This is a genomic window from Vibrio sp. DW001, assembly GCF_029016285.1.
Taxonomy (GTDB): Bacteria; Pseudomonadota; Gammaproteobacteria; order Enterobacterales; family Vibrionaceae; genus Vibrio.
This window is the reverse complement of sequence record NZ_CP091975.1, coordinates 3,208,680-3,229,484: the sequence shown is the minus strand read 5'-3', so window position 1 is coordinate 3,229,484 and position 20,805 is coordinate 3,208,680. Positions and strand designations below refer to the sequence as shown.

20 protein-coding genes and 1 other RNA gene are annotated in these 20,805 nt (G+C 42.5%); 14 read left to right on the top strand and 7 right to left on the bottom strand.

Annotated features, from left to right (window positions below):
* Positions 1-92: 92 nt before the first annotated feature.
* From cpdA to parC, 4 genes are all read left to right on the top strand, one after another.
* Positions 93-908 carry a 3',5'-cyclic-AMP phosphodiesterase gene (cpdA, locus tag L3V77_RS14745; RefSeq protein ID WP_275134803.1) on the top strand — a complete coding sequence of 272 codons (816 nt, stop codon included), beginning with the start codon at positions 93-95 and terminating at the stop codon, positions 906-908.
* Complete coding sequence (gene yqiA / locus L3V77_RS14740; protein ID WP_275134802.1) at positions 905-1,489, top strand: esterase YqiA; 585 nt, start codon at positions 905-907, stop codon at positions 1,487-1,489. Before cpdA ends, yqiA begins: the two co-directional genes overlap by 4 nt.
* Before the next feature lie 223 nt (positions 1,490-1,712).
* On the top strand, positions 1,713-3,593 hold the full coding sequence (gene parE, locus L3V77_RS14735; RefSeq protein ID WP_275134801.1) for a DNA topoisomerase IV subunit B: 1,881 nt from the start codon (positions 1,713-1,715) through the stop codon (positions 3,591-3,593).
* Between the two features lie 4 nt (positions 3,594-3,597).
* Positions 3,598-5,877 carry a DNA topoisomerase IV subunit A gene (parC, locus tag L3V77_RS14730; protein ID WP_275134800.1) on the top strand — a complete coding sequence of 760 codons (2,280 nt, stop codon included), beginning with the start codon at positions 3,598-3,600 and terminating at the stop codon, positions 5,875-5,877.
* Between the two features lie 107 nt (positions 5,878-5,984).
* Here the strand turns inward: parC and degS are convergent, their stop codons facing one another.
* The 3 genes from degS to zapG form a co-directional block, all read right to left on the bottom strand.
* A complete protein-coding gene (gene degS / locus L3V77_RS14725; RefSeq protein WP_275134799.1) occupies positions 5,985-7,052 on the bottom strand; it encodes an outer membrane-stress sensor serine endopeptidase DegS in 1,068 nt (355 codons plus the stop codon).
* Between the two features lie 147 nt (positions 7,053-7,199).
* On the bottom strand, positions 7,200-8,567 hold the full coding sequence (locus L3V77_RS14720; RefSeq protein WP_275134798.1) for a DegQ family serine endoprotease: 1,368 nt from the start codon (positions 8,565-8,567) through the stop codon (positions 7,200-7,202).
* Positions 8,568-8,666: 99 nt separating this feature from the next.
* Positions 8,667-9,098: a Z-ring associated protein ZapG gene (zapG, locus tag L3V77_RS14715; protein WP_275134797.1), complete on the bottom strand. Its 432-nt coding sequence runs from the start codon at positions 9,096-9,098 to the stop codon at positions 8,667-8,669.
* A 157-nt stretch (positions 9,099-9,255) separates the two neighbouring features.
* Here zapG and zapE point away from each other — a divergent pair, with 157 nt between their 5' ends.
* From zapE to sspB, 8 genes are all read left to right on the top strand, one after another.
* A complete protein-coding gene (gene zapE, locus L3V77_RS14710; protein WP_275134796.1) occupies positions 9,256-10,359 on the top strand; it encodes a cell division protein ZapE in 1,104 nt (367 codons plus the stop codon).
* 227 nt (positions 10,360-10,586) lie between these two features.
* Positions 10,587-11,015: a 50S ribosomal protein L13 gene (rplM, locus tag L3V77_RS14705; protein WP_195704321.1), complete on the top strand. Its 429-nt coding sequence runs from the start codon at positions 10,587-10,589 to the stop codon at positions 11,013-11,015.
* Positions 11,016-11,030: 15 nt separating this feature from the next.
* Positions 11,031-11,423 carry a 30S ribosomal protein S9 gene (gene rpsI, locus L3V77_RS14700; RefSeq protein ID WP_195704320.1) on the top strand — a complete coding sequence of 131 codons (393 nt, stop codon included), beginning with the start codon at positions 11,031-11,033 and terminating at the stop codon, positions 11,421-11,423.
* 555 nt (positions 11,424-11,978) lie between these two features.
* Positions 11,979-12,572, top strand: a complete 594-nt coding sequence (gene petA / locus L3V77_RS14695) for a ubiquinol-cytochrome c reductase iron-sulfur subunit (protein WP_195705127.1) — start codon at positions 11,979-11,981, stop codon at positions 12,570-12,572.
* Positions 12,572-13,837: a cytochrome bc complex cytochrome b subunit gene (locus L3V77_RS14690; RefSeq protein ID WP_275134795.1), complete on the top strand. Its 1,266-nt coding sequence runs from the start codon at positions 12,572-12,574 to the stop codon at positions 13,835-13,837. Before petA ends, L3V77_RS14690 begins: the two co-directional genes overlap by 1 nt.
* Positions 13,834-14,571 (top strand): cytochrome c1, encoded by a 738-nt coding sequence (locus tag L3V77_RS14685; RefSeq protein WP_275134794.1) that lies wholly within the window; start codon positions 13,834-13,836, stop codon positions 14,569-14,571. Before L3V77_RS14690 ends, L3V77_RS14685 begins: the two co-directional genes overlap by 4 nt.
* A gap of 87 nt (positions 14,572-14,658) precedes the next feature.
* The gene (sspA, locus tag L3V77_RS14680) at positions 14,659-15,294 is read left to right on the top strand and encodes a stringent starvation protein SspA (RefSeq protein WP_275134793.1); all 636 of its coding nucleotides are present in this window, start codon (positions 14,659-14,661) and stop codon (positions 15,292-15,294) included.
* 35 nt (positions 15,295-15,329) lie between these two features.
* The gene (gene sspB / locus L3V77_RS14675; RefSeq protein WP_275134792.1) at positions 15,330-15,800 is read left to right on the top strand and encodes a ClpXP protease specificity-enhancing factor; all 471 of its coding nucleotides are present in this window, start codon (positions 15,330-15,332) and stop codon (positions 15,798-15,800) included.
* Positions 15,801-15,890: 90 nt separating this feature from the next.
* On the opposite strand, the gene L3V77_RS14670 is transcribed toward sspB, so the two are convergent.
* From L3V77_RS14670 to L3V77_RS14655, 4 genes are read right to left on the bottom strand one after another with little or no spacing between them, the layout of a single operon-like run.
* On the bottom strand, positions 15,891-16,592 hold the full coding sequence (locus L3V77_RS14670; protein ID WP_275134791.1) for a BON domain-containing protein: 702 nt from the start codon (positions 16,590-16,592) through the stop codon (positions 15,891-15,893).
* A gap of 4 nt (positions 16,593-16,596) precedes the next feature.
* Positions 16,597-17,187, bottom strand: a complete 591-nt coding sequence (locus L3V77_RS14665; RefSeq protein WP_195704314.1) for a phosphoheptose isomerase — start codon at positions 17,185-17,187, stop codon at positions 16,597-16,599.
* A 7-nt stretch (positions 17,188-17,194) separates the two neighbouring features.
* Positions 17,195-17,563, bottom strand: coding sequence for a YraN family protein (locus L3V77_RS14660; protein WP_275134790.1), 369 nt, complete (start codon positions 17,561-17,563; stop codon positions 17,195-17,197).
* A complete protein-coding gene (locus tag L3V77_RS14655) occupies positions 17,550-19,364 on the bottom strand; it encodes a penicillin-binding protein activator (RefSeq protein ID WP_275134789.1) in 1,815 nt (604 codons plus the stop codon). The genes L3V77_RS14660 and L3V77_RS14655 overlap by 14 nt, the downstream gene beginning before the upstream one ends.
* Before the next feature lie 63 nt (positions 19,365-19,427).
* Between L3V77_RS14655 and rsmI the strand changes: the two genes are divergently transcribed.
* Entirely contained in the window at positions 19,428-20,294 is an 867-nt protein-coding gene (gene rsmI, locus L3V77_RS14650; protein WP_275134788.1) for a 16S rRNA (cytidine(1402)-2'-O)-methyltransferase, read from the top strand.
* Between the two features lie 84 nt (positions 20,295-20,378).
* Positions 20,379-20,788: RNase P RNA component class A (gene rnpB / locus L3V77_RS14645), an RNA gene on the top strand.
* The last annotated feature ends 17 nt before the right edge of the window (positions 20,789-20,805 follow it).

Genomic DNA, 20,805 nt, shown 5'->3' with positions numbered 1-20,805 from the left:
AATAGAGGCAATAAAAAGCGTTTTAATTCATAATCATAAAAAATTAACAAGAATAAAGTTTAATTCAAAGGAAAGAAGTTAGGTTTACTATTTTGAAGATATCAGCAACCTTAAATAACAGCATGAAATTTTTGCAGGTTACTGATACCCATCTGTTTTCTGAAGCAGACGGGTGTTTGTTAGGTGTGAATACTCTTGACAGTTTTCATGCGGTTATTGAGGAAATAAAGACGCAAGATATTGAGTTTGACGCGGTACTGGTGACAGGCGACATTTCTCAGGATCATTCAATTCGTTCATATCAACGGTTCGAACAAGGTATTACTTATCTAGGTAAGCCTTGCTTTTGGTTGCCTGGTAATCACGATTATAAGTTGAGCATGGACAGTATTATTCCTTCCGCTCAAGTTCATGCCGATACTCATGTGCTTGCTGGTGAGCATTGGCAAGTTGTTTTGCTTGATAGCCAAGTTGAAGGTGTTCCTCATGGTCGACTCTCCGATTTACAGCTCAAGTATCTAGACGAGAAACTGGCCAATAATGCACATTTGCATACGGTAGTACTGATCCACCATCACCCTGTTTTTGTCGGTAGTGAGTGGTTAGATCAACATTCGCTACATGATGCAGATATGTTATGGGCAGTTGTGTCTAAACATAGTAATGTCAAAGCGATATTGGGCGGACACGTACATCAAGATTTTAATCAGTTAGTATCTGGTGTTCGAGTGATGACGACGCCTTCAACCTGTGTACAGTTCAAACCAAATTCTAAAGATTTTTTACTGGATAGCCTTACACCAGGGTGGAGAACATTAGAGTTGTTCGACGATGGCTCGTTAGAAACGAATGTTGGACGGCTGCGAAATGGTCAGTTTATTCCAGATTTCAGTGCAGGAGGATATTGATGAAACCTTCATTATTGCTATATATCCATGGTTTTAATAGTTCCCCTCAATCGCTGAAAGCAAATATTATAAAACAGTATTGCGAGATTAATCGACCAGATATAAACGTTGTTACGCCTCAAATGCCTTGTTTTCCGGAGCAAGCTAAACAGCTGTTGTTAGAACTCATTAGACGATACAAAGACGATTACCGCATTGGTTTGGTTGGCAGCTCTCTTGGTGGGTATATGTCCACTTGGTTGAATAGTCTTTATGGTTTTCCCGCTGTTGTTGTAAACCCTGCGGTAAGACCTTATGAACTATTGCAAGACTATTTAGGCGAACAGACTAACCCGTATACAAACGAGACGTATGTACTGCAAGATAAACATGTTGAGCAACTAAGAGAATTAGATGTGTTGACACTCGCGAAACCAGAACAATTTTGGTTACTTCAACAAGAAGATGATGAAGTTTTAGATTTTCGTCAGGCTGTAGAGAAATTTTCTGGTTCCAAGCAAACAGTAGAAAAAGGTGGCGATCATAGTTTCGTTGGCTTTGACCGATATCCAGAACAAATAATTGCATTTTTAGAGCTCTAATTACCTATATTCATGCGGGAAATGTCATAAAATTTCTAACCCGTGAGCAATGCGCTTGACAACGGAGCCCTTGTTCCAGACTATGTTCCCTTGTATTTACTCTGCGTGAACCCAACGTTTTTATATCTAAAACACCGTTAGTAGCGGTATGTTACGAATTGAATTCAAAACGTGGTGTTTTCACGACAAAGTACCCCTAAACTTATAAGACTATTTCCGTATTATGACTGAACAATATAATGCTGGGGCCATTGAAGTTCTTAATGGCCTAGAGCCGGTACGTCGCCGACCAGGGATGTATACAGATACCGTGCGCCCTAACCACTTAGGTCAGGAAGTTATCGATAATAGTGTCGATGAGGCACTGGCTGGCCATGCATCCAAAGTGCAAGTTATTCTTCATGCTGACCAATCATTAGAAGTTATTGATGATGGGCGAGGCATGCCTGTGGACATTCACCCCGAAGAGAAAATATCTGGCGTAGAGTTGATATTTTGTAAGCTTCACGCAGGTGGTAAGTTTTCTAACAAAAGTTATCAATTCTCCGGTGGTTTACACGGTGTTGGTATCTCGGTTGTTAATGCACTCTCTAAGCGAGTGGATGTTACCGTTCGGCGTGATGGTCAGGTGTATGAGATTGCCTTCGAACATGGTGATAAGGTGTCTGATCTAGCGGTTACTGGGACGTGTGGTCGCCGAAATAGTGGTACTAGCGTGCATTTTTGGCCTGAACCAAAATATTTTGATTCAGGTAATTTTTCTGCTACTCGACTTATCAATAATCTTCGTGCGAAGGCTGTGCTTTGTCCCGGATTAGAGATTGAATTTACAGATAAAATTAGCGGAAAGGTACATCAATGGCTGTATGAAGATGGTCTTAAAGACTATCTTGTTGAAGGTGTCAAAGGTTATACCTTACTACCTGAATCACCACTCACGGGTGAATTTAAAGCAGAAACAGAGGGGGCGAGTTGGGCCTTGATCTGGCAACCTGAAGGCGGCGACCTCATCACAGAAAGTTATGTGAACCTGATACCGACGCCTCTTGGTGGTACTCATGTAAACGGATTACGCCAAGGGTTGTTGGATGCAATGCGTGAATTTTGTGAATTCCGTAACCTGCTTCCACGTGGTGTAAAGTTAACCGGTGATGATGTTTTTGACCGCTGTTCATATGTGTTGTCAATCAAAATGCAAGACCCTCAGTTTGCAGGGCAAACAAAAGAGCGTTTGTCGTCTCGTCAATGTGCGGCTTTTGTTTCTGGTGTGGTTAAAGACTCCTTTAGTCTATGGCTCAATGAGCGCCCTCAATTGGCTGAATTAATGGCTGAAATGTGCATCTCGAATGCGCATCGACGTATGCGTGCCAGCAAAAAAGTGGTACGTAAGAAGGTGGCTTCAGGCCCTGCGTTGCCGGGCAAACTTACCGATTGTTCTGTACAAGATTTAAGTCGTACTGAGATATTTTTTGTGGAAGGGGACTCAGCTGGTGGTTCAGCAAAACAGGCGAGAGATCGTGAGTTCCAAGCTATCATGCCGCTTAGAGGTAAAATATTGAATACGTGGGAAGTCTCAGCAGATCAGGTTTTAGCGTCTCAAGAGGTTCACGATATTTCCGTAGCGTTGGGTATAGACCCGGATACGGATAGCCTTGAAACGTTGCGCTATGGCAAGGTTTGTATCTTAGCTGATGCGGATTCCGATGGACTTCACATTGCAACGTTGCTTTGTGCCCTATTTACTCGTCATTTTAGATCCTTGGTTGCTCATGGCCACGTTTATGTTGCCATGCCTCCACTGTTTCGAATTGACTGTGGCAAAGAGGTTTTCTACGCACTCGATGAGCAAGAAAAAGAGGGCATTTTAGAACGATTAAGTAAGAAAAAAGCGAAGATAAACGTGCAACGATTTAAAGGTCTGGGTGAGATGAACCCACTGCAACTTCGTGAAACTACAATGGATCCGAATACTCGTCGTTTGGTGCAACTTACCATTGATGATGATGAACTTACCAACGAAATGTTAGACATGTTACTAGGTAAAAAGAGAGCGGATGACCGCCGTACTTGGTTGCAAAGCAACGGCGATTTAGCAGAGGTTTAGAAAGATGTCCAATGAAATAACCTATGAAGGTATTGAGCAAATGCCGATGCGCAAGTTTACGGAAGATGCGTATCTGAATTATTCTATGTACGTGATTATGGATCGAGCATTGCCTTATATTGGTGATGGATTAAAACCGGTTCAAAGACGTATTATTTTTGCTATGTCCGAGTTAGGGCTATCTGCTTCCGCCAAATATAAAAAATCAGCTCGTACTGTAGGTGACGTACTCGGTAAGTACCACCCTCACGGGGACTCAGCGTGTTACGAAGCGATGGTATTGATGGCGCAACCCTTTACTTACCGATATCCATTAGTTGATGGGCAGGGTAACTGGGGGGCACCAGATGATCCAAAATCCTTTGCGGCGATGCGTTATACTGAGTCAAAATTATCTAAATTCGCAGAAGTTTTATTAGGTGAGCTAGGTCAAGGTACCGTGGAGTGGCAGCCAAACTTTGATGGCACAATGAAAGAACCATTAATGCTGCCTGCTCGATTACCACATATTTTGCTTAATGGTATCACCGGTATTGCGGTGGGAATGGCGACAGATATTCCGCCTCATAACGTTCGTGAAGTAGCCAATGCGGCTATACACATATTAGAAAACCCAAAAGCTGAATTACCAGAAATAATGGATTACGTAAAAGGACCTGATTACCCGACAGAAGCGGAAATCATCTCTCCTAGTAGCGATATTCAAAAAATATATAAGACAGGCCGTGGGAGCATTAAGATGCGCGCGGTTTGGCATAAAGAAGCTTCCGATATCGTCATTACAGCGTTACCTCATCAAGTTTCTGGTTCCAAACTGTTGGAACAAATAGCAGCTCAAATGCGAGCCAAAAAATTGCCAATGGTGGATGATCTCAGAGATGAGTCTGACCATGAAAATCCGACACGAATCGTCATTGTACCTCGCTCAAATCGAGTTGATTGTGATCAACTGATGAATCATCTTTTCGCCTCAACAGATCTAGAAAAAAACTTCCGGGTAAACTTGAACATGATTGGTTTAGACAATCGTCCACAAGTTAAAGGGTTAGTGCAGATACTGTCTGAATGGATAGAGTTCCGTCGTTTAACAGTGCGTCGCAGATTGCAGTATCGTTTGGACAAAATTCTTGCTCGACTGCACATCCTAGAAGGTTTGTTGGTTGCCTATCTAAACCTTGATGAAGTGATAGATATAATTCGTACTGAAGACCACCCTAAAGTGGTCTTGATGGAACGTTTTTCCATCACGGATATTCAAGCCGACGCTATTTTAGATATAAAACTTCGTAATCTCGCTAAGCTAGAAGAGATGAAGATACGTGGTGAACAATCCGAACTAGAAAAAGAGCGCGACAAGTTACAACTGTTACTCGGTTCTGAACGACGTATGAACACACTGCTTAAAAAAGAGATTCAAGCGGATGCAGAAAAATATGGCGATGACAGACGCTCTCCATTGATCGAGCGTGCTGAAGCGAAAGCATTAACAGAAAGAGATCTTGTACCGAGCGAGCCTATTACTGTGGTGCTATCCGACAAAGGTTGGATACGACATGCGAAAGGCCATGACGTTGATGCCGCGAATTTGAACTATAAATCGGGCGATAGTTATCTTGCACAAGCATGCGGTAAGAGTAGTCAACAGGCGGTGTTTTTAGGCTCAGATGGTCGTAGTTATTCGTTGGAATCACATTCGTTACCATCGGCTAGAAGTCAAGGTGAACCAATTACAGGGCGTTTAAATGTCGCCGAAGGAACATCTATCCGTCAGGTTATTATGGGCGAAAACGAACAGCTTTGGCTCGTTGGTTCCGATGCTGGGTATGGCTTTGTTTGTAAAGGCGCCGATCTGCTTTCTAAGAATCGCAGTGGTAAGGCATTGGTTAGTCTACCGACGAATTCTGAGGTGTTGACGCCGAAACCCGTGAACAACCTTGATGAAGATGACATATTAGCAATAACCAACCAAGGTAGAATGTTGATCTTCCCTATCAAAGACCTACCTCAGTTGGGCAAAGGTAAAGGTAACAAGATAATCAATATTCCTGCGGCGAAAGCGAAAGTACGAGAAGAGATTGTGTCTCATTTAATCGCTTTACCTAAGGGGGCAAAAGTGACGCTTCATGCTGGGAAACGTAAATTGGGTCTGAAACCTGCCGATCTTGAAAACTTCAAAGGGGAAAGGGGACGCAGAGGGAATTTGTTGCCAAGAGGCCTTCAACGGGTGACCAATATCGAAATTGAAATAGGGCCAACAATAGAAACAGCTAACCCTGAAGAATAACCCTTAGTCGACAGATGAAAATTAAAAAAGCCCAACTCGATGAGTTGGGCTTTTTGTTGGTGTCTTTTCGTGAAGAGAACGATGACCGACGCATAGGTATTACACCGTTATTCTGGGTCGGTTGACTCGCCAACTATAATCGGAACAGAGAGCGTTTTGCCATCTCTAAGGATGGTCACATTAACGGTGGTTCCTGGTCGAAGATCGGCCACGATGTCCATTACACTTTGACGGCCATGGATGGTTTGTTCATTGATACTAAGAAGAACATCGTTCTTCAGTAAACCCGCATCTGCCGCGGGACCTCCGGGTGCGATGCCCAAGATTATAATAGCTCCAACGTAATCGCCACCTAATAACCGTGATGTCATCGTATTAACATCCTGGCCATCAGCACCGATGTAACCTCGAATAACTCGTCCATCAGCAATAATTTTTTGCATGATGCGATCTGCCAAGGCGTAAGGGATTGCAAAGGAGATTCCGTAGGTTTCCAGGTCGGTTGCCTGTTGGAACGATGCGGTATTAATACCAACCAACTCACCATAGGTATTAACCAAAGCACCACCAGAATTACCTTGGTTGATTGCTGCATCGGTTTGAATGAAGGCTTGTCTGCCATCGGCGCTGATAGAAGAACGACCAGTCGCTGAGATAATACCGAAGGTGGTAGTTTGACCCAGATTATAAGGGTTACCTATCGCCAATACAATATCACCCACATGAGCGTCATAATCTGAATTAAGCGGTATCGTTGGTAACTCTGTCATTTCAATACGCAATATGGCGATATCGGTACGACGGTCTTTGCCAACAAGTTGCGCGTTCGCTATTCGGCCATCTTGCAGTGCGACGATAATCTGATCGGCTTTTGCTATCACGTGAAAGTTAGTAATGATGTAGCCTTTGTCGCTAACAATAACGCCCGACCCAAGGCCTTGAGTTTTTAATGTAGAGCGATCTTCCGCCGTGTATTTTCGGCTATAGATATTGACGACAGCAGGTGCCGCTCTGAGAACTGCATCACTGAATGAGACTCGAAGCTCTTGAAAAGCCCCAACGTTATCAACAATGTTTTCTGGAATAATATTCGATCTTAACGAGGGTACGGCGAGTAAAACAATCAACGCAGTTACTAAGCCTAAACCAACAGAACGTAACAAAAAATTCAGCATGTATCCCCTAATGCTGTAAAAGCAAAACCACGATATTTAAGTATAGGTACGATAACTCGTAAAAGATAAGGATACAGATAGGTGTTTGTAAAAGAAAGGGAAGATTACAAAGCAACCTTCCCACTAGGATTGACGAAGCGTACTTCGTTATCGAACGACTAAGTATATGGTACGATCGCCACGTTGAACGTTGAGTGCGAGTACGTTTGGTTTTTTCTCTAATACGGTTCTTAATTCACCAAGGTTGTGCACTCGTTGACGGTTTACACCGACGATGATATCACCAAGTTGAAGTTGGAACGCCTCTGCAGAAGACCCTTTCTCAACCGAACTTACTTTTATGCCTTCAACCGTGTCATCTGCCGTTGTGTTAGCAAGTTCAGCACCTTTAAGACCGTCGTGTAAAGTTTCTGCCTTGGTTTTGCTATCAGAGGCTTCTCCGAGCGTTACGTCGAATTTTTTCTCTTTACCGTCGCGAATAACACTAAGGGTAATCTCTTTTCCTGCCCCAAGCGTAGCAACCTTCGCCCTAAGCCCACTAAAGGTTTTAATTTCTTTGCCATTGATTTTGACAATGATATCTCCGGCTTCTAAACCCGCTTTGTCGGCGGCACTATCCGGAACGACCTGGCTAATAAATGCGCCTTTGCTCGCCTCATAACCCAGTGCTTCAGCTAACTCTGACGTTACTTCCCCACCTTGAACGCCCAACATGCCGCGTTTAACCTCTCCAAACTCTAAAATTTGATCAGTGAGATTAATAACCATATTGGAAGGAATCGCAAAGCCGATACCTATATTGCCACCATTAGGACCCAAAATTGCCGTATTGATACCGATAAGCTCGCCACGTAGGTTAACCAATGCACCACCAGAATTACCGCTGTTAATTGCGGCGTCGGTCTGAATGAAGTTTTCGAAATTTTCAATGTTCAATCCGCTTCTGCCAAGAGCCGATACGATACCTGATGTAACGGTTTGACCGAGGCCAAACGGGTTACCTATCGCGACACTAAAATCACCAACTCGAAGTTTATCTGAATCGGCAACCTTGATCTGCGTGAGGTTTTTGGTTGATTCTAGTTTTAGCAGTGCGATATCGGACATCTGGTCACCACCGACAAGTTCGGCGTCATACTCTCTACCGTCATGCAGTTTGACTTTAATTTCGTCAGCGCCATTAATGACATGGTAATTGGTAACGATATAACCTTTTTTCGCGTCAACAATGACACCTGAACCTAATCCTCTAAACGGACGCTCTTGAAGTTGCTCTGACGGGAAATCGGGGCCGAAGAAAAACCGAAAGGATTCCGGTAGTTGCTGTTTCGACGTCTGTTTTCCCTCTACAGCAATACTAACAACGGCCGGAGTAACATGTTCTAACATTGGAGCAAGACTCGGTAATTGTTCATTCCCTACACTGAGGGGAAGTGCTGCAAAAGCAGGTGCTGGGGTGATGACAGTGTTTAAACTTAGAGCCAATACACTTAAGGCAAGCATAGATTTTTTCATCGTTTACTCCTCTTTATTGTTATGGAGTTTATGACTCAAAAACTTGACTCTAGTTCAAATTAAACACGAAATAAAATTACCGTGAAGATTAGACGACGTTTAATTAGACGCTTTGACGGCTTCTGGGGCCTCAATTATTTCTTTCTTCTCTGGTGTCAGTAATCCCGTTGCACCCTTAGCGTAATCTTTAGGTTGTATATTGGTCTCTTGTTCTGAGTTCGATACAGTTTGAGTGAGCTTATTGGCAAAAGGTTGGTCTTGCTCTGGTACATTAGCCAGCAATTCCGAAGATGTATTCGCCATATGCTGATACAGCTTGGTGTAATCTTTTCCTAATACATCAAGTAGTTCCGCCGTTTGTGAAAAATGGTCAGTCAGTTCCTGTCGTTGTTGCTCCAGTTCGAACTTGGTTGTCGCGAGTTCCTTTTTCATTTGTTGATGTTTTTTGTACTGAGGGGTTTTGATTCGCGAAATGACAATACCCAAAATCGCCCCTACGAGAAGGCCTACAAGTCCGTAAATCCAAGGCATAACAGCTCCTTTCTAAATAGTCGGGGATAACATATTGTTTACATACGAATTACGCACGCTTATTTCTCATGTTACTATGAGTATGCGATTGGATAAAGAAGATACGTAATAGATTAGCGTTTTGTATAACAAGTAATAGTTTTAGGTAGCGAAGTAGATGACGCCAATAGAGAAGTATAGAAAGGATATTGATGAGTTCGGTTTTCAAAAAGATTCTGCGCAAAGCAACGCAGTACAACAGCTTGACCAACTTTTTCATCTTTATAAAGATTACTTGGGAAGCCCAAAACCGCAATTGAGCAGACTGCAACGTTTAATCGGAAAAAAGAACGAGCCGCCAATACTGCCGCAAGGTATTTATATGTGGGGAGGCGTAGGTCGAGGAAAGACCTATCTGATGGATACTTTTTGCGAGACAATGTCAGACTCTAGAATAATGAGGGTGCATTTTCATCGTTTTATGCTACGTGTCCACGATGAGATGAAAAATCTATCTGAAACTTCGGATCCACTTGAGAAGGTTGCGGACATATTTAAATCTGACACCGATATTATCTGTTTCGACGAGTTTTTTGTTTCAGATATTACTGATGCGATGATTTTAGGTACACTATTTCAGGCGTTGTTTAAAAGAGGGATTGTTTTAGTGGCGACCTCAAATATCCCACCTCAAGATTTGTACCGAAATGGATTGCAACGAGCTCGCTTCCTACCTGCAATTGATTTGATTGAAAAACATTGTCAAATTGTGAACGTCGATAGTGGTGTGGATTATCGATTAAGAACCTTAGAGCAGGCGGAAATCTACCATTATCCTCTTGATGATGTGGCTGAAAATAATCTGAATAGATATTATGGGCAGTTGACGACCGACTGCAAAAATACCCTTTTTGAAATTGAAATTAATCATAGGAATATCCCGGTCAGACGAGCTTGTGATGGTGTGCTTTTCGTTACGTTTGAGCAGTTGTGTCAGACAAGTCGAAGCCAGAATGATTATATTGAGATGTCACGTATTTATCACACCGTGTTGTTGTCCGGTATGGTTCCAATGAATGCTCAACTTGATGATGCCGCGAGACGATTTATTGCGTTAGTGGATGAGTTTTATGAAAGAAACGTCAAACTGATAATCTCTGCTGAGGTAGATATGGATAATCTCTACTCTTCAGGCCAACTGGCGTTCGAATTTAGACGTTGTTTATCTCGTTTAGTTGAGATGCAAAGCCATGATTATTTGGCCAAAGAACATTTAGCTTAAAAGGCTGTTAAGATTGTTCTGTGCTTTTTTTGATGTTTAGTCACAAAAAAGATGATTTTTTCCTCACACTTCTCTATAATCCTGCGACCCACCGTTACTGCAGGTCTATTTTTTCCAAAATATGGCCGAGAGTGCCAACACTCGAAGGGGTGATGATATGGGCTCTTAGACAGTGGGAGTATAACTACTCCTTGTGTGTAATATTTAATTAACGGGTTATTATTAGCATGAAAACTTTCGTTGCTAAACCAGCTACAGTAAAACGTGACTGGTATGTTGTAGACGCTGAAGGTAAAACTCTTGGTCGTCTTGCAAGTGAAATTGCGTCTCGCCTTCGTGGCAAGCATAAAGCTGAATACACACCTCACGTAGATACTGGTGATTACATCATCGTTATCAATGCTGAGAAAGTTGCCGTAACTGGTAACAAAGCTAAAGGTAAAGTGTATTACCGTCACTCTGAGTTCCCTGGTGGTCTAAAATCAATTACTTTCGAAAAATTGATTGATAAGAAACCAGAGATGGTTCTTGAACTTGCTGTTAAAGGTATGTTGCCACGTGGTCCTCTTGGCCGTGCTATGTACCGTAAGCTAAAAGTTTACGCTGGTACTGAGCATAACCATATTGCTCAACAACCAACAGTATTAGACATCTAATCGGGGATTATGACAATGGCAGAGAATCAATACTACGGCACTGGTCGTCGCAAAAGCTCAGCTGCTCGCGTTTTCATTAAACCAGGCAGTGGTAACATCGTAATCAACAAGCGTAGCCTTGATGTTTACTTTGGTCGTGAAACTTCTCGTATGGTTGTTCGTCAACCACTTGAGTTAGTTGATATGTTAGAAAAACTGGATCTTTACATCACTGTTAAAGGTGGTGGTATTTCTGGTCAAGCTGGCGCGATCCGTCACGGCATTACTCGTGCTCTTATGGAGCTCGATGAAACATTACGTCCTACTCTACGCGCTGCGGGTTATGTTACTCGTGATGCACGTAAAGTTGAGCGTAAGAAAGTCGGTCTACGTAAAGCACGTCGTCGCCCACAGTTCTCAAAGCGTTAATCTTCCTTCGGGATATTACGTTCAGGCTTCGGCCGGATTGTGGCACCAAAAGCTCGGTTTTATACCGAGCTTTTTTGTATCAAAAATTCAGTTATTTCGTATTAAATATTCGTTTAAGACGTCATTGGTCCATTATTCAAAGTTCAATTCAATAACCTTAACGAAAGATAGAATCACGCACTTATCATTCTTCTCGGCGTTAAGTTTGTTTGTGATAGCTCCCGATAACTTTATAAATGTGCCGTGATAATGACAAAGCATTCGGCATTGAAGTGTTAGCTTTGATTCATTTAGGGGAATAATACCCACTATTGAAAGCTCAGGTTAAATACAACAACTGTGAGACAAAACACTAACGTGATATTAATTCATAGCTAGATCTTGAATCTATTCAGTTTTTTGTGAACCAATGAGCGAATTTTTGTTATAAATGTTAACAAAAGGTGTAAATTTACTTATCATGCACCGTTATAAATACAATAATTTTAATTTCTGTTAGCCATGCCCTACTCAAAGCATAATGATAAAGTTGGGCAAATGGGAGATATGCTGGATATGAGCAATGCGCCTTTAAACAGTGGACGTAGGCGCTTCTTAACTGCAACAACAGCTGTTGTTGGTGGTTTGGGAGCTGCAGCCGTAGCTGTTCCTTTTATTAAATCTTGGAACCCAAGTGAAAAAGCGAAAGCAGCGGGTGCGCCCGTTGAAGTCGACATAAGTAAACTCGAAGAAGGCCAAATGGTCCGCGTAGAATGGCGTGGTAAACCTGTTTGGGTCGTTCGTCGAGCTGAATCTGTTGTGTCTGCATTGAAAGATGCTGACAGTCAACTTAGTGATCCTTCTTCAAATGAAGAGCAACAACCTTCTTATGCTCAGAATGAGTATCGCTCAATTAAGCCCGAGTATTTCATAGCGGTTGGAATATGTACCCACCTTGGTTGTTCACCAACCTATTTACCTGACAGTTTTAGTGAGCAAGTTCAAGGGGTGAGTTCTGGATTTTTCTGCCCATGTCACGGCTCTAAGTTCGATATGGCTGGACGAGTATTCCAAGGTGTACCTGCACCCTATAATTTGGTTATTCCGAAGCATATGTATTTGACGGATACCAGAATTATTATCGGTGTTGATGAAGAGGGAGAAGCCTAATGCAAGGATTAGCTGAATGGTTTGAAAAGCGTCTGCCTTCAATAAATGCGTATAAAAAGCATTTGTCAGAATATCCGATGCCTAAAAACTTTAACTTCTGGTACTTATTTGGTTCATTAGCCATGCTCGTGCTGGTTAATCAACTTGTTACCGGTATATGGTTAACAATGAGCTACGAACCATCAGGTGATGGTGCGTTCGCTTCTGTAGAATATATCATGCGTGATGTCGACTACGGATGGCTGTTGCGTTATATGCACTCTACTGGTGCCTCAGCGTTCTTTATTGTTATTTATCTGCATATGTTCCGCGGGCTTATTTATGGTTCATACCAAAAGCCGCGTGAATTAGTGTGGATCTTCGGTATGTTAATCTTCCTCGTGCTGATGGCAGAAGCCTTTATGGGATACCTACTTCCTTGGGGGCAAATGTCTTATTGGGGAGCGCAGGTCATTATTTCCCTATTTGGTGCAATACCCGTTATAGGTGATGATTTAACATTGTGGATTCGCGGTGATTATGTGATCTCTGGGGTAACATTGAATCGCTTCTTTGCACTTCACGTTGTTGCACTACCGATTGTTCTGCTTCTTTTGATTGTATTGCATCTTTTAGCACTACACGAAGTAGGTTCAAATAATCCAGATGGTATCGAAACAAAATTGCCTAAAGGAACTATGGGCGACGATTACGAAAGTTCATTTAAATTCCATGAATATTACACAAAGAAATACGACATTATCGATTCCATTCCATTCCATCCTTATGGAACGGTAAAAGACTTTATTGGTATTGCTGGGTTCTTATTCCTGTTTTGTTATGTGCTGTTCTTTAACCCTGAAATGGGCGGCTATTTCCTTGAGCCACCTAACTTTGAGGCTGCGAATCCACTTAAAACACCAGAGCATATTGCCCCAGTATGGTATTTCACACCGTTCTACGCGATTCTTCGTGCTGTACCTGACAAGCTATTAGGTGTTGTCGCAATGGGCGGCGCTATTATTGTGTTGTTCTTGCTACCATGGTTAGACCGTTGCAAGGTGCGTTCATATCGCTATCGTAGTAAGTTCCACTTACTTAACATTGCTCAGTTCACGGTGAGCTTTATAGCCCTTGGTGTCTTAGGTGCGTTGCCTGTTACAGATTTGTATACGTTCTTGGCTCGCTTATTCTCATTAGGATATTTCATGTTCTTTGTATTGCTGTTCATTTACAGTAAACGTGAAGCGACGAAACCATTACCAGAAAGGGTGACATTCAAATGAAGAAGTGGATTGTAGTACTTTTTGCATTGTTACCATCTTTGGCTCTAGCGAGCGGTGGCAGTGTTCATTTAGATAAAGCAAATAACGACATTAGCGATAAAGCGTCTCTACAAAATGGCGCTAAGTTATTTATGAATTACTGTTTTGGGTGTCACTCAACACAATATCAGCGTTATCAACGTGTTGCTACAGATCTTGATATTCCATTGGATCTGATGAAACAAAATATGGTGTTTGATCCTGAAGCGAAAATAGGTCAATTAATGGAGAATGCCATTCCTGATGATTCAGCGGCTAAATGGTTTGGTGCTCCACCTCCAGACCTATCACTTGTTGCTCGTGTGCGTGGTGCGGATTGGTTGTATACCTACTTACGTTCGTTTTATGCTGACCCATCTCGTCCGTTTGGTGTGAACAACATTGTTTTTCCAAGCGTAGGTATGCCACATGTACTTGAAGAGCTTCAAGGCATCCCAACAGCAATAGTTGAGACGCATAGCATTGATGGTGTCGAGAAAACATCTGTTGTTGGAGTCGAGACAGATGGCAGCGGTGAAATGAGTACAAGTGAATACGATAGCGCTGTACGCGATATTGTAAACTTCCTTGAATATTCAGGTGACCCAGTGAAGTTAGAGCGTGAAGCTCTAGGTTGGTGGGTGATGGGATTCCTTGTTCTGTTTACCATTGTCGTGGTTCTACTTAAGAAAGAGTATTGGCGCGACGTGCACTAATTGTGCTATCATACCGTGCTAATTTTCATGTAATGGAGACAATAGTCTCCATTCTTTTTTCTGTTTGTAAGTGTACTGGAGTTCTCGATGGCTGTAGCTGCCAATAAACGTTCTGTAATGACTCTTTTTTCAAGCGCATCTGACCTTTATAGTCATCAGGTTCGTATCGTTTTAGCTGAAAAAGGGGTAAGTGTTGAAGTCGAATTGGTTGATGATGCCAATTTGCCTAATGAACTCATTGAGCTTAACCCGTATAAGTCAGTACCAACTCTAATTGATCGCGAGTTAGCACTTTATGACTCGAAGATCATTATGGAATATCTAGACGAACGCTTTCCTCACCCACCGCTGATGCCTGTGTATCCAGTGGCGCGTGGTAATAGCCGTCTAATGATCTACCGTATTGAGCGTAATTGGTATTCATTAGCGAAAAAAATCGTTGCTGGTAGCCCTGAGCAAGCTGAATCGGCTCGTCAGAAGTTACGTAATGATTTACTGACTCTTGGACCTGTTTTTGCTGAATACGAATACTTCATGAGTGAAGAATTTAGCCTTATTGATTGCTATTTGGCTCCATTATTGTGGCGTCTACCAACCTACGATATCGAGTTAACTGGTCCTGGTTCTAAAGAGCTTAAAATATACATGAGTCGTGTATTTGAACGTGATTCATTTTTAGCTTCTTTAACGGAAGCTGAACGCGAGATGCGTTTGGTTCAATAGTAAAGGCTGATTCGAAATATATGGATAGCAGCAATATGACTCCTCGCCGCCCTTATATGTTAAGGGCGTTTTATGAGTGGTTGGTTGATAATGATTTGACTCCTCATTTAGTCGTGGAGGCGGATCTCCCGGGTGTGCGTGTACCAGACCAGTTCGTTCAAGATGGCCAGATTATATTGAATGTGGCACCACGAGCAGTTGGTAATTTAGAAATGAGTAACGAAGCGGTTACCTTCAGTGCTAGATTTGGTGGAAAGCCTCATTCTGTTATCGTTCCTTTATATGCGGTCCAAGCTATATACGCCAGAGAAAATGGCGCAGGTACTATGTTTGAACCTGAAGATGCATATACAGGAATTATCGAAGAAGGCATTGTTGACGAACCTTTTGAGATCGATGAAAGTGGACCAATTATCGGTCTAGCTGAATCTTTTGATGGGGATAACGAACCAGATAATGACCCGCCTGCACCTAAAAAGCGACCAAGCTTGAGAGTTGTTAAATAATTAAAAAGCCGTTTCATATGAAACGGCTTTTTTGACTCTGGTGTATCTAATTATCCTAAGTAAGTAAGTAAGTAAGCAAGTTAGTACCGATTACTCTTCGGTTGGTTCTATAAAAGGTACGTCCTCTTCAAATACTGCAGTATCAACCTGAGATTCGGTAACATTAACCACCTCCGCTTTTATCTCCTGTTGCTGTTCTTTCTGAACGTCTTTAGCATCAGGTTCTTCACCATAATAGAATGCTCGTACAACCTTACTCACTCCTGAAATGTTTCTAGCAATATCAACGGCTTTATCAGCATGATACGGCGACATAGAGCCCGTTAAGAAGACTTCAGTATCCTCTGTGTAAACCGTGATTTTTATTTCTCTTAGTTCGCTGTCAGCGATAATAGCTGACTTGACCTTAGTGGTTATCCACGTATCGTTACTTATCGCACCGATGGAAAGTAAAGGTTTTACTTTCATTTGATTGTAGACAACTTTAACCCCTTTGATTTTACGAACGTCTGCTTCGACAGCGTTCATTAATTCTTGAGATACTGCTTGTCCCATCAGAAGCACTTTGCCTTTAAATGTATTTGCGGTGATACGGATGTTAAATTGATACGGTGCTTTGTTGCCAAGAGCGCCGACTTGCAAAGAGATATTTTGATCCGTTGCCAATTCGCGGCTGTCTCTCGGATCAGTGACAACATATACCGCTGTTGCTGCTCCTGCAATAAATAAACCTGCGCAACCAGAAAGCAGAATAGCGATGAGTGGAACCAGCAAAAAACGCATTTTTTTCATATTGTTATTCCTCGTGAGCAGGGAAAAGTACTTGGTCAATCAAATCACACAGGCAGTGGAGTGTCACCATATGTACTTCATGAATACGCGCCGTTCTATGTGAGGGGATTCGAATTTCCACATCATGCTCACCAAGTAAACCGGCCATCTCGCCACCATCCTTTCCTGTTAGCGCAATGATCGTCATATCGCGTGTTACTGCCGCTTCCATCGCTTTAACTATATTTTGACTATTACCACTGGTGGATATCGCCAACAATAGGTCACCAGCTTGGCCAAAGGCTCTAACCTGATTGGAAAAAATTTGTTGGTAGTCATAATCATTTGCGACAGCCGTTAAGGTTGTATTATCCGCAGTAAGAGCCATTGCAGGTAAGCTTGGTCTTTCTGTTTCAAAGCGATTGACCATGCAGGAAACGAATTGCTGGGCATTGGCTGCAGAACCGCCATTACCGCAACAAAGAATTTTATTGCCGTTGAGTAGGCTTGTAACCATGGCCTGCGCTGCATGAGTGATCGCATCTGGTAACGCCTCAGCAGCGGCGATTTGGATCTGAATACTCTCGGTAAAACTTGCTTTGATACTTTCTTGCATGGTTATGTTAATCCTGCGTTATAGCGTTCTTTATCCAATTAATGTCTGTTCCATCTTGATGAATAGCAACAACATCAAATCTAAAACTAGTCGAATGAGGTGAGCGATTTTGGCGACTTAACCACACGTAAGCAGTCTTGATGAGTTTAAGGCGCTTAGAGTGGTTGACGAACTCAGCGGCGTCGCCAAATTTGCTATGTTTTCGGTATTTCACCTCAACAAAGACGGTTGTGTCTTTGTCTCGCATTATTAGGTCAATTTCGCCAAATTTGGTGGTGAAATTATGTTCTATTAAATTTAAGCCTTGGCGACTCAGGTATTGATTCGCCAAGGCCTCATACTTGTTCCCGATCTCTCTTCTATTAAAGAGCGTCATGCTCCGCCCAACTGATCTCCCGTTGTACGACGCATTGTTCATCTATGCTCAGTGTACCTGTTTTACCTTGTACTTTGTGATCTTGTACTACCTTCATTTGAGGTAATTCATTGATCAATTTATATGCGTCCATTCCTAGTGCCTGTAAACGCTTTTGACCGTTACTCTGATTTGGCCACAGTTCATCTATTTGTGATATTAGATCCGTATCATTCTCTATTAGCATAGGAATATCACTGAAGATAACACCGGATAGGTCTTCAAACTGCCGCTTTCCATGGTTATTGCTTCTAGAATTTGCAAATAACTTAGGTGGCTTGGCTTCCGGGTTAATCGCAACCTCAATAAATGGTTTGATGAGGGTAAGTTCAGAGCTATTTGCGACAATATACACAGAATCGATGTCTCTTCGACTTCTCGCTTGATGTTCCAACTCCATACCTGTTAAGTTTTCCATTTGAACGATTCGGCTTTGGCTTGCATTAATACCAAAAACAGAATTTATGTTTTTTTGCAACTGAGCCTTAGTTCCAAAGTAGCTTACTACGGCTAGGTTGTTGCTGTATTTCTTCCATTCATTTTGAAACGCGGTTGCTACGCGAGTCCCTAAAGTACCTTTAGGTGCTAAGATTAACGGGTATTGAAAGCCTTGAGCAAAGAGATGTTTTGCTGCTTGCTCTACTTCTTGTTCGGGAGACAAAGTTAAGTAGCAAGTGTTTAATGTCGTATCTAACTCATCGGGGATATTCAGGGCCAGCATAGGGGTTTTTTGTTCACGAAGAGCTTGAGTTTCTGTCACTTCTTCTATTTTTTTCTTCATCAGAGGGCCAACGATGAAATCAATATTCTTATTGTCCAAAGTTTGAGCTAACGCTTCGTTTGTTACTTTATTCGTATCAATGACCGTAAGAATAGCATCGTCTGCTCTATTTGAATCATTCATTAGTGCCATCAAAAAGCCGTCGCGCACTAACTTAGCCTGCTTTTCATATTTGCCAGATAAAGGCAACAATAAAGCAGTGCTTTTAGGTTGAATGATTTCGAGATCAAGTATGATTTGAACATCCGTTGGTATATAAAGAGCGGCTAAATGGTCTGGGTTTTCAAGCATCCAAGTCTCTAGCGCATTTTTAAGCTGACCAACATCTGTGTCTAGTGTTTTCATATAAACAGTGAGCTGTAGCCATGCTGCTAAGTCTTGTTCGTCTTCTTGTGCAGACAGCCTGCTGACTTCAAACTGAGAGTATTGAGAAAGATTTCGCCATACTTGCTCGGAAATCACAGCTTGTTCTGTTGGTTTTGTATACTTGCCAAGTAAGATAGTTTCGCGACTGGCATTAATATAGTCTTGAAGTTGGGAAAACAATTGAGCGCGTGTAGCGTGGTAATCTTTCCACTGCTCTTGAGGGAGTGTCCACCATTGAGTGAAGTTAAGCTGCTGTAACGCTTCGTTTGGTTGCTTTATTAAAATAAAGTGGTTGGCTCTAGCAAGTTGCCATTCAGCCTGTTGTACCTCGGATAACTGTTGTTTTTCAAGTCTAGTTATTAAGAAGCCGGCTTGTTCTGTGTTCCCTTCTGCTAACGCTGCTTTCAATGCCATAATTAGCCAGTCGTTTTGAATGCTGCCTTGGATAGAGTCCGCCTTGACGATATAGGCTTGAGCCGACAACGTAGGATCTAAGGTAATATCAATCTTTTCCGGTGCGTTTGGTTGAGAAGTACACGCTGCAAGGACAATTGCTAGTGCAATTGGAGTTACAAGGCGTGGTACACTGATTCGTTGCTGGTTCTTTCTAGCCATAAGTTATTATTCAACTATGTGTAAAATTATCTCTATATTAATCGCTGAAGTGATGGTAAACAAATGACAGATAACAAAACTTTCCCGTCAGAGATCCCAACTCTCTACATTGTACCCACCCCAATTGGAAATTTGGGAGATATAACTCAGCGTGCCATTGAGGTCTTGTCCCGTGTGGATGTCATTGCCGCGGAAGATACTCGACATACAGGCAGGTTACTTTCCCATTTTAACATCTCAACGAAGACCTATGCCCTACATGATCATAACGAACAACAAAAAGCGCAAGTATTAGTTGATAGATTATTGCAAGGACAGTCAATTGCGCTTGTTTCTGATGCTGGTACACCATTAATTAGTGACCCAGGGTATCATTTAGTCAATAAATGTCGTCAGGCTGGTGTAAAAGTTGTTCCTCTACCAGGGGCATGTGCTTTTGTTACGGCGTTAAGTGCATCGGGTCTGCCTTCTGACAGGTTCAGTTTTGAGGGGTTTCTTCCCGCAAAAAGTAAAGGTCGTCAAGACAAGTTTATGGAAATAGAGCGGGCTGAGCGTACCTGCATTTTTTATGAATCACCTCACCGTATAATGGATTCCCTCCAAGATATGCTTACGGTATTAGGACCAGAACGTATAGTGGTATTGGCCCGTGAACTGACGAAAACCTTTGAAACAATTCAAGGGATGCCTTTAGGGGACCTTATACCGTGGATCGAAGAAGACGATAATCGTAAAAGAGGTGAGATGGTTCTGCTTATCCATGGTTATCGAGAAGATGTTAAAGATGAAATTCCTGCAGAAGCATTGAGATTGTTGACATTACTCGTGGCAGAACTGCCTTTGAAGAAGGCTGCTGCTATCGTGGCTGAGACCCATGGATTGAAGAAAAATATACTGTACAAATGGGGTTTGGAGAATTTCAGTTCATAATTTGGATTCTTAAAATTCAATCGATTAAGAATTTGCTGTGCTATAAGCTCGACATCTCTAGTGGCTTCCGCTACAATCCGCGCCGGAGTTGACTGGGTAGTCGCCGCTTCGTTGATGTCCTACGGTTTATCCTGTGGAGACTGACGAAGGGGAGGAAAGTCCGGGCTCCATAGAGCAGGGTGCCAGGTAACGCCTGGGGGGCGCAAGCCCACGACAAGTGCAGCAGAGAGAAAACCGCCGATGGCTTTTCTTTTCGAAAGAAGAGACGAGCACAGGTAAGGGTGAAAGGGTGCGGTAAGAGCGCACCGTGCGTCTGGCAACAGTTCGTAGCAAGGTAAACTCCACCCGGAGCAAGACCAAATAGGCTTCCACATAGCGCGGCTCGTGTTAGGGAGCGGGTAGGTTGCTTGAGCCAGTGAGTGATTGCTGGCCTAGACGAATGGCTATCACCGCGAAAGCGGATACAGAACCCGGCTTACAGGTCGACTCCAACCATTTGTATTCACAAGGC

Bases quoted from the DNA above. Each gene is read 5' to 3' on its own strand.
- L3V77_RS14670 (WP_275134791.1), bottom strand. From the start codon at position 16,592: ATGAAAAAAATGCGTTTTTTGCTGGTTCCACTCATCGCTATTCTGCTT.
- zapG (WP_275134797.1), bottom strand. From the start codon at position 9,098: ATGCCTTGGATTTACGGACTTGTAGGCCTTCTCGTAGGGGCGATTTTG.
- sspB (WP_275134792.1), top strand. From the start codon at position 15,330: ATGACTCCTCGCCGCCCTTATATGTTAAGGGCGTTTTATGAGTGGTTG.
- L3V77_RS14690 (WP_275134795.1), top strand. From the start codon at position 12,572: ATGCAAGGATTAGCTGAATGGTTTGAAAAGCGTCTGCCTTCAATAAAT.
- degS (WP_275134799.1), bottom strand. From the start codon at position 7,052: ATGCTGAATTTTTTGTTACGTTCTGTTGGTTTAGGCTTAGTAACTGCG.
- L3V77_RS14660 (WP_275134790.1), bottom strand. From the start codon at position 17,563: ATGACGCTCTTTAATAGAAGAGAGATCGGGAACAAGTATGAGGCCTTG.
- L3V77_RS14655 (WP_275134789.1), bottom strand. From the start codon at position 19,364: ATGGCTAGAAAGAACCAGCAACGAATCAGTGTACCACGCCTTGTAACT.
- L3V77_RS14720 (WP_275134798.1), bottom strand. From the start codon at position 8,567: ATGAAAAAATCTATGCTTGCCTTAAGTGTATTGGCTCTAAGTTTAAAC.
- rplM (WP_195704321.1), top strand. From the start codon at position 10,587: ATGAAAACTTTCGTTGCTAAACCAGCTACAGTAAAACGTGACTGGTAT.
- L3V77_RS14685 (WP_275134794.1), top strand. From the start codon at position 13,834: ATGAAGAAGTGGATTGTAGTACTTTTTGCATTGTTACCATCTTTGGCT.
- petA (WP_195705127.1), top strand. From the start codon at position 11,979: ATGAGCAATGCGCCTTTAAACAGTGGACGTAGGCGCTTCTTAACTGCA.
- parE (WP_275134801.1), top strand. From the start codon at position 1,713: ATGACTGAACAATATAATGCTGGGGCCATTGAAGTTCTTAATGGCCTA.
- rsmI (WP_275134788.1), top strand. From the start codon at position 19,428: ATGACAGATAACAAAACTTTCCCGTCAGAGATCCCAACTCTCTACATT.
- zapE (WP_275134796.1), top strand. From the start codon at position 9,256: ATGACGCCAATAGAGAAGTATAGAAAGGATATTGATGAGTTCGGTTTT.
- parC (WP_275134800.1), top strand. From the start codon at position 3,598: ATGTCCAATGAAATAACCTATGAAGGTATTGAGCAAATGCCGATGCGC.
- L3V77_RS14665 (WP_195704314.1), bottom strand. From the start codon at position 17,187: ATGCAAGAAAGTATCAAAGCAAGTTTTACCGAGAGTATTCAGATCCAA.
- rpsI (WP_195704320.1), top strand. From the start codon at position 11,031: ATGGCAGAGAATCAATACTACGGCACTGGTCGTCGCAAAAGCTCAGCT.
- sspA (WP_275134793.1), top strand. From the start codon at position 14,659: ATGGCTGTAGCTGCCAATAAACGTTCTGTAATGACTCTTTTTTCAAGC.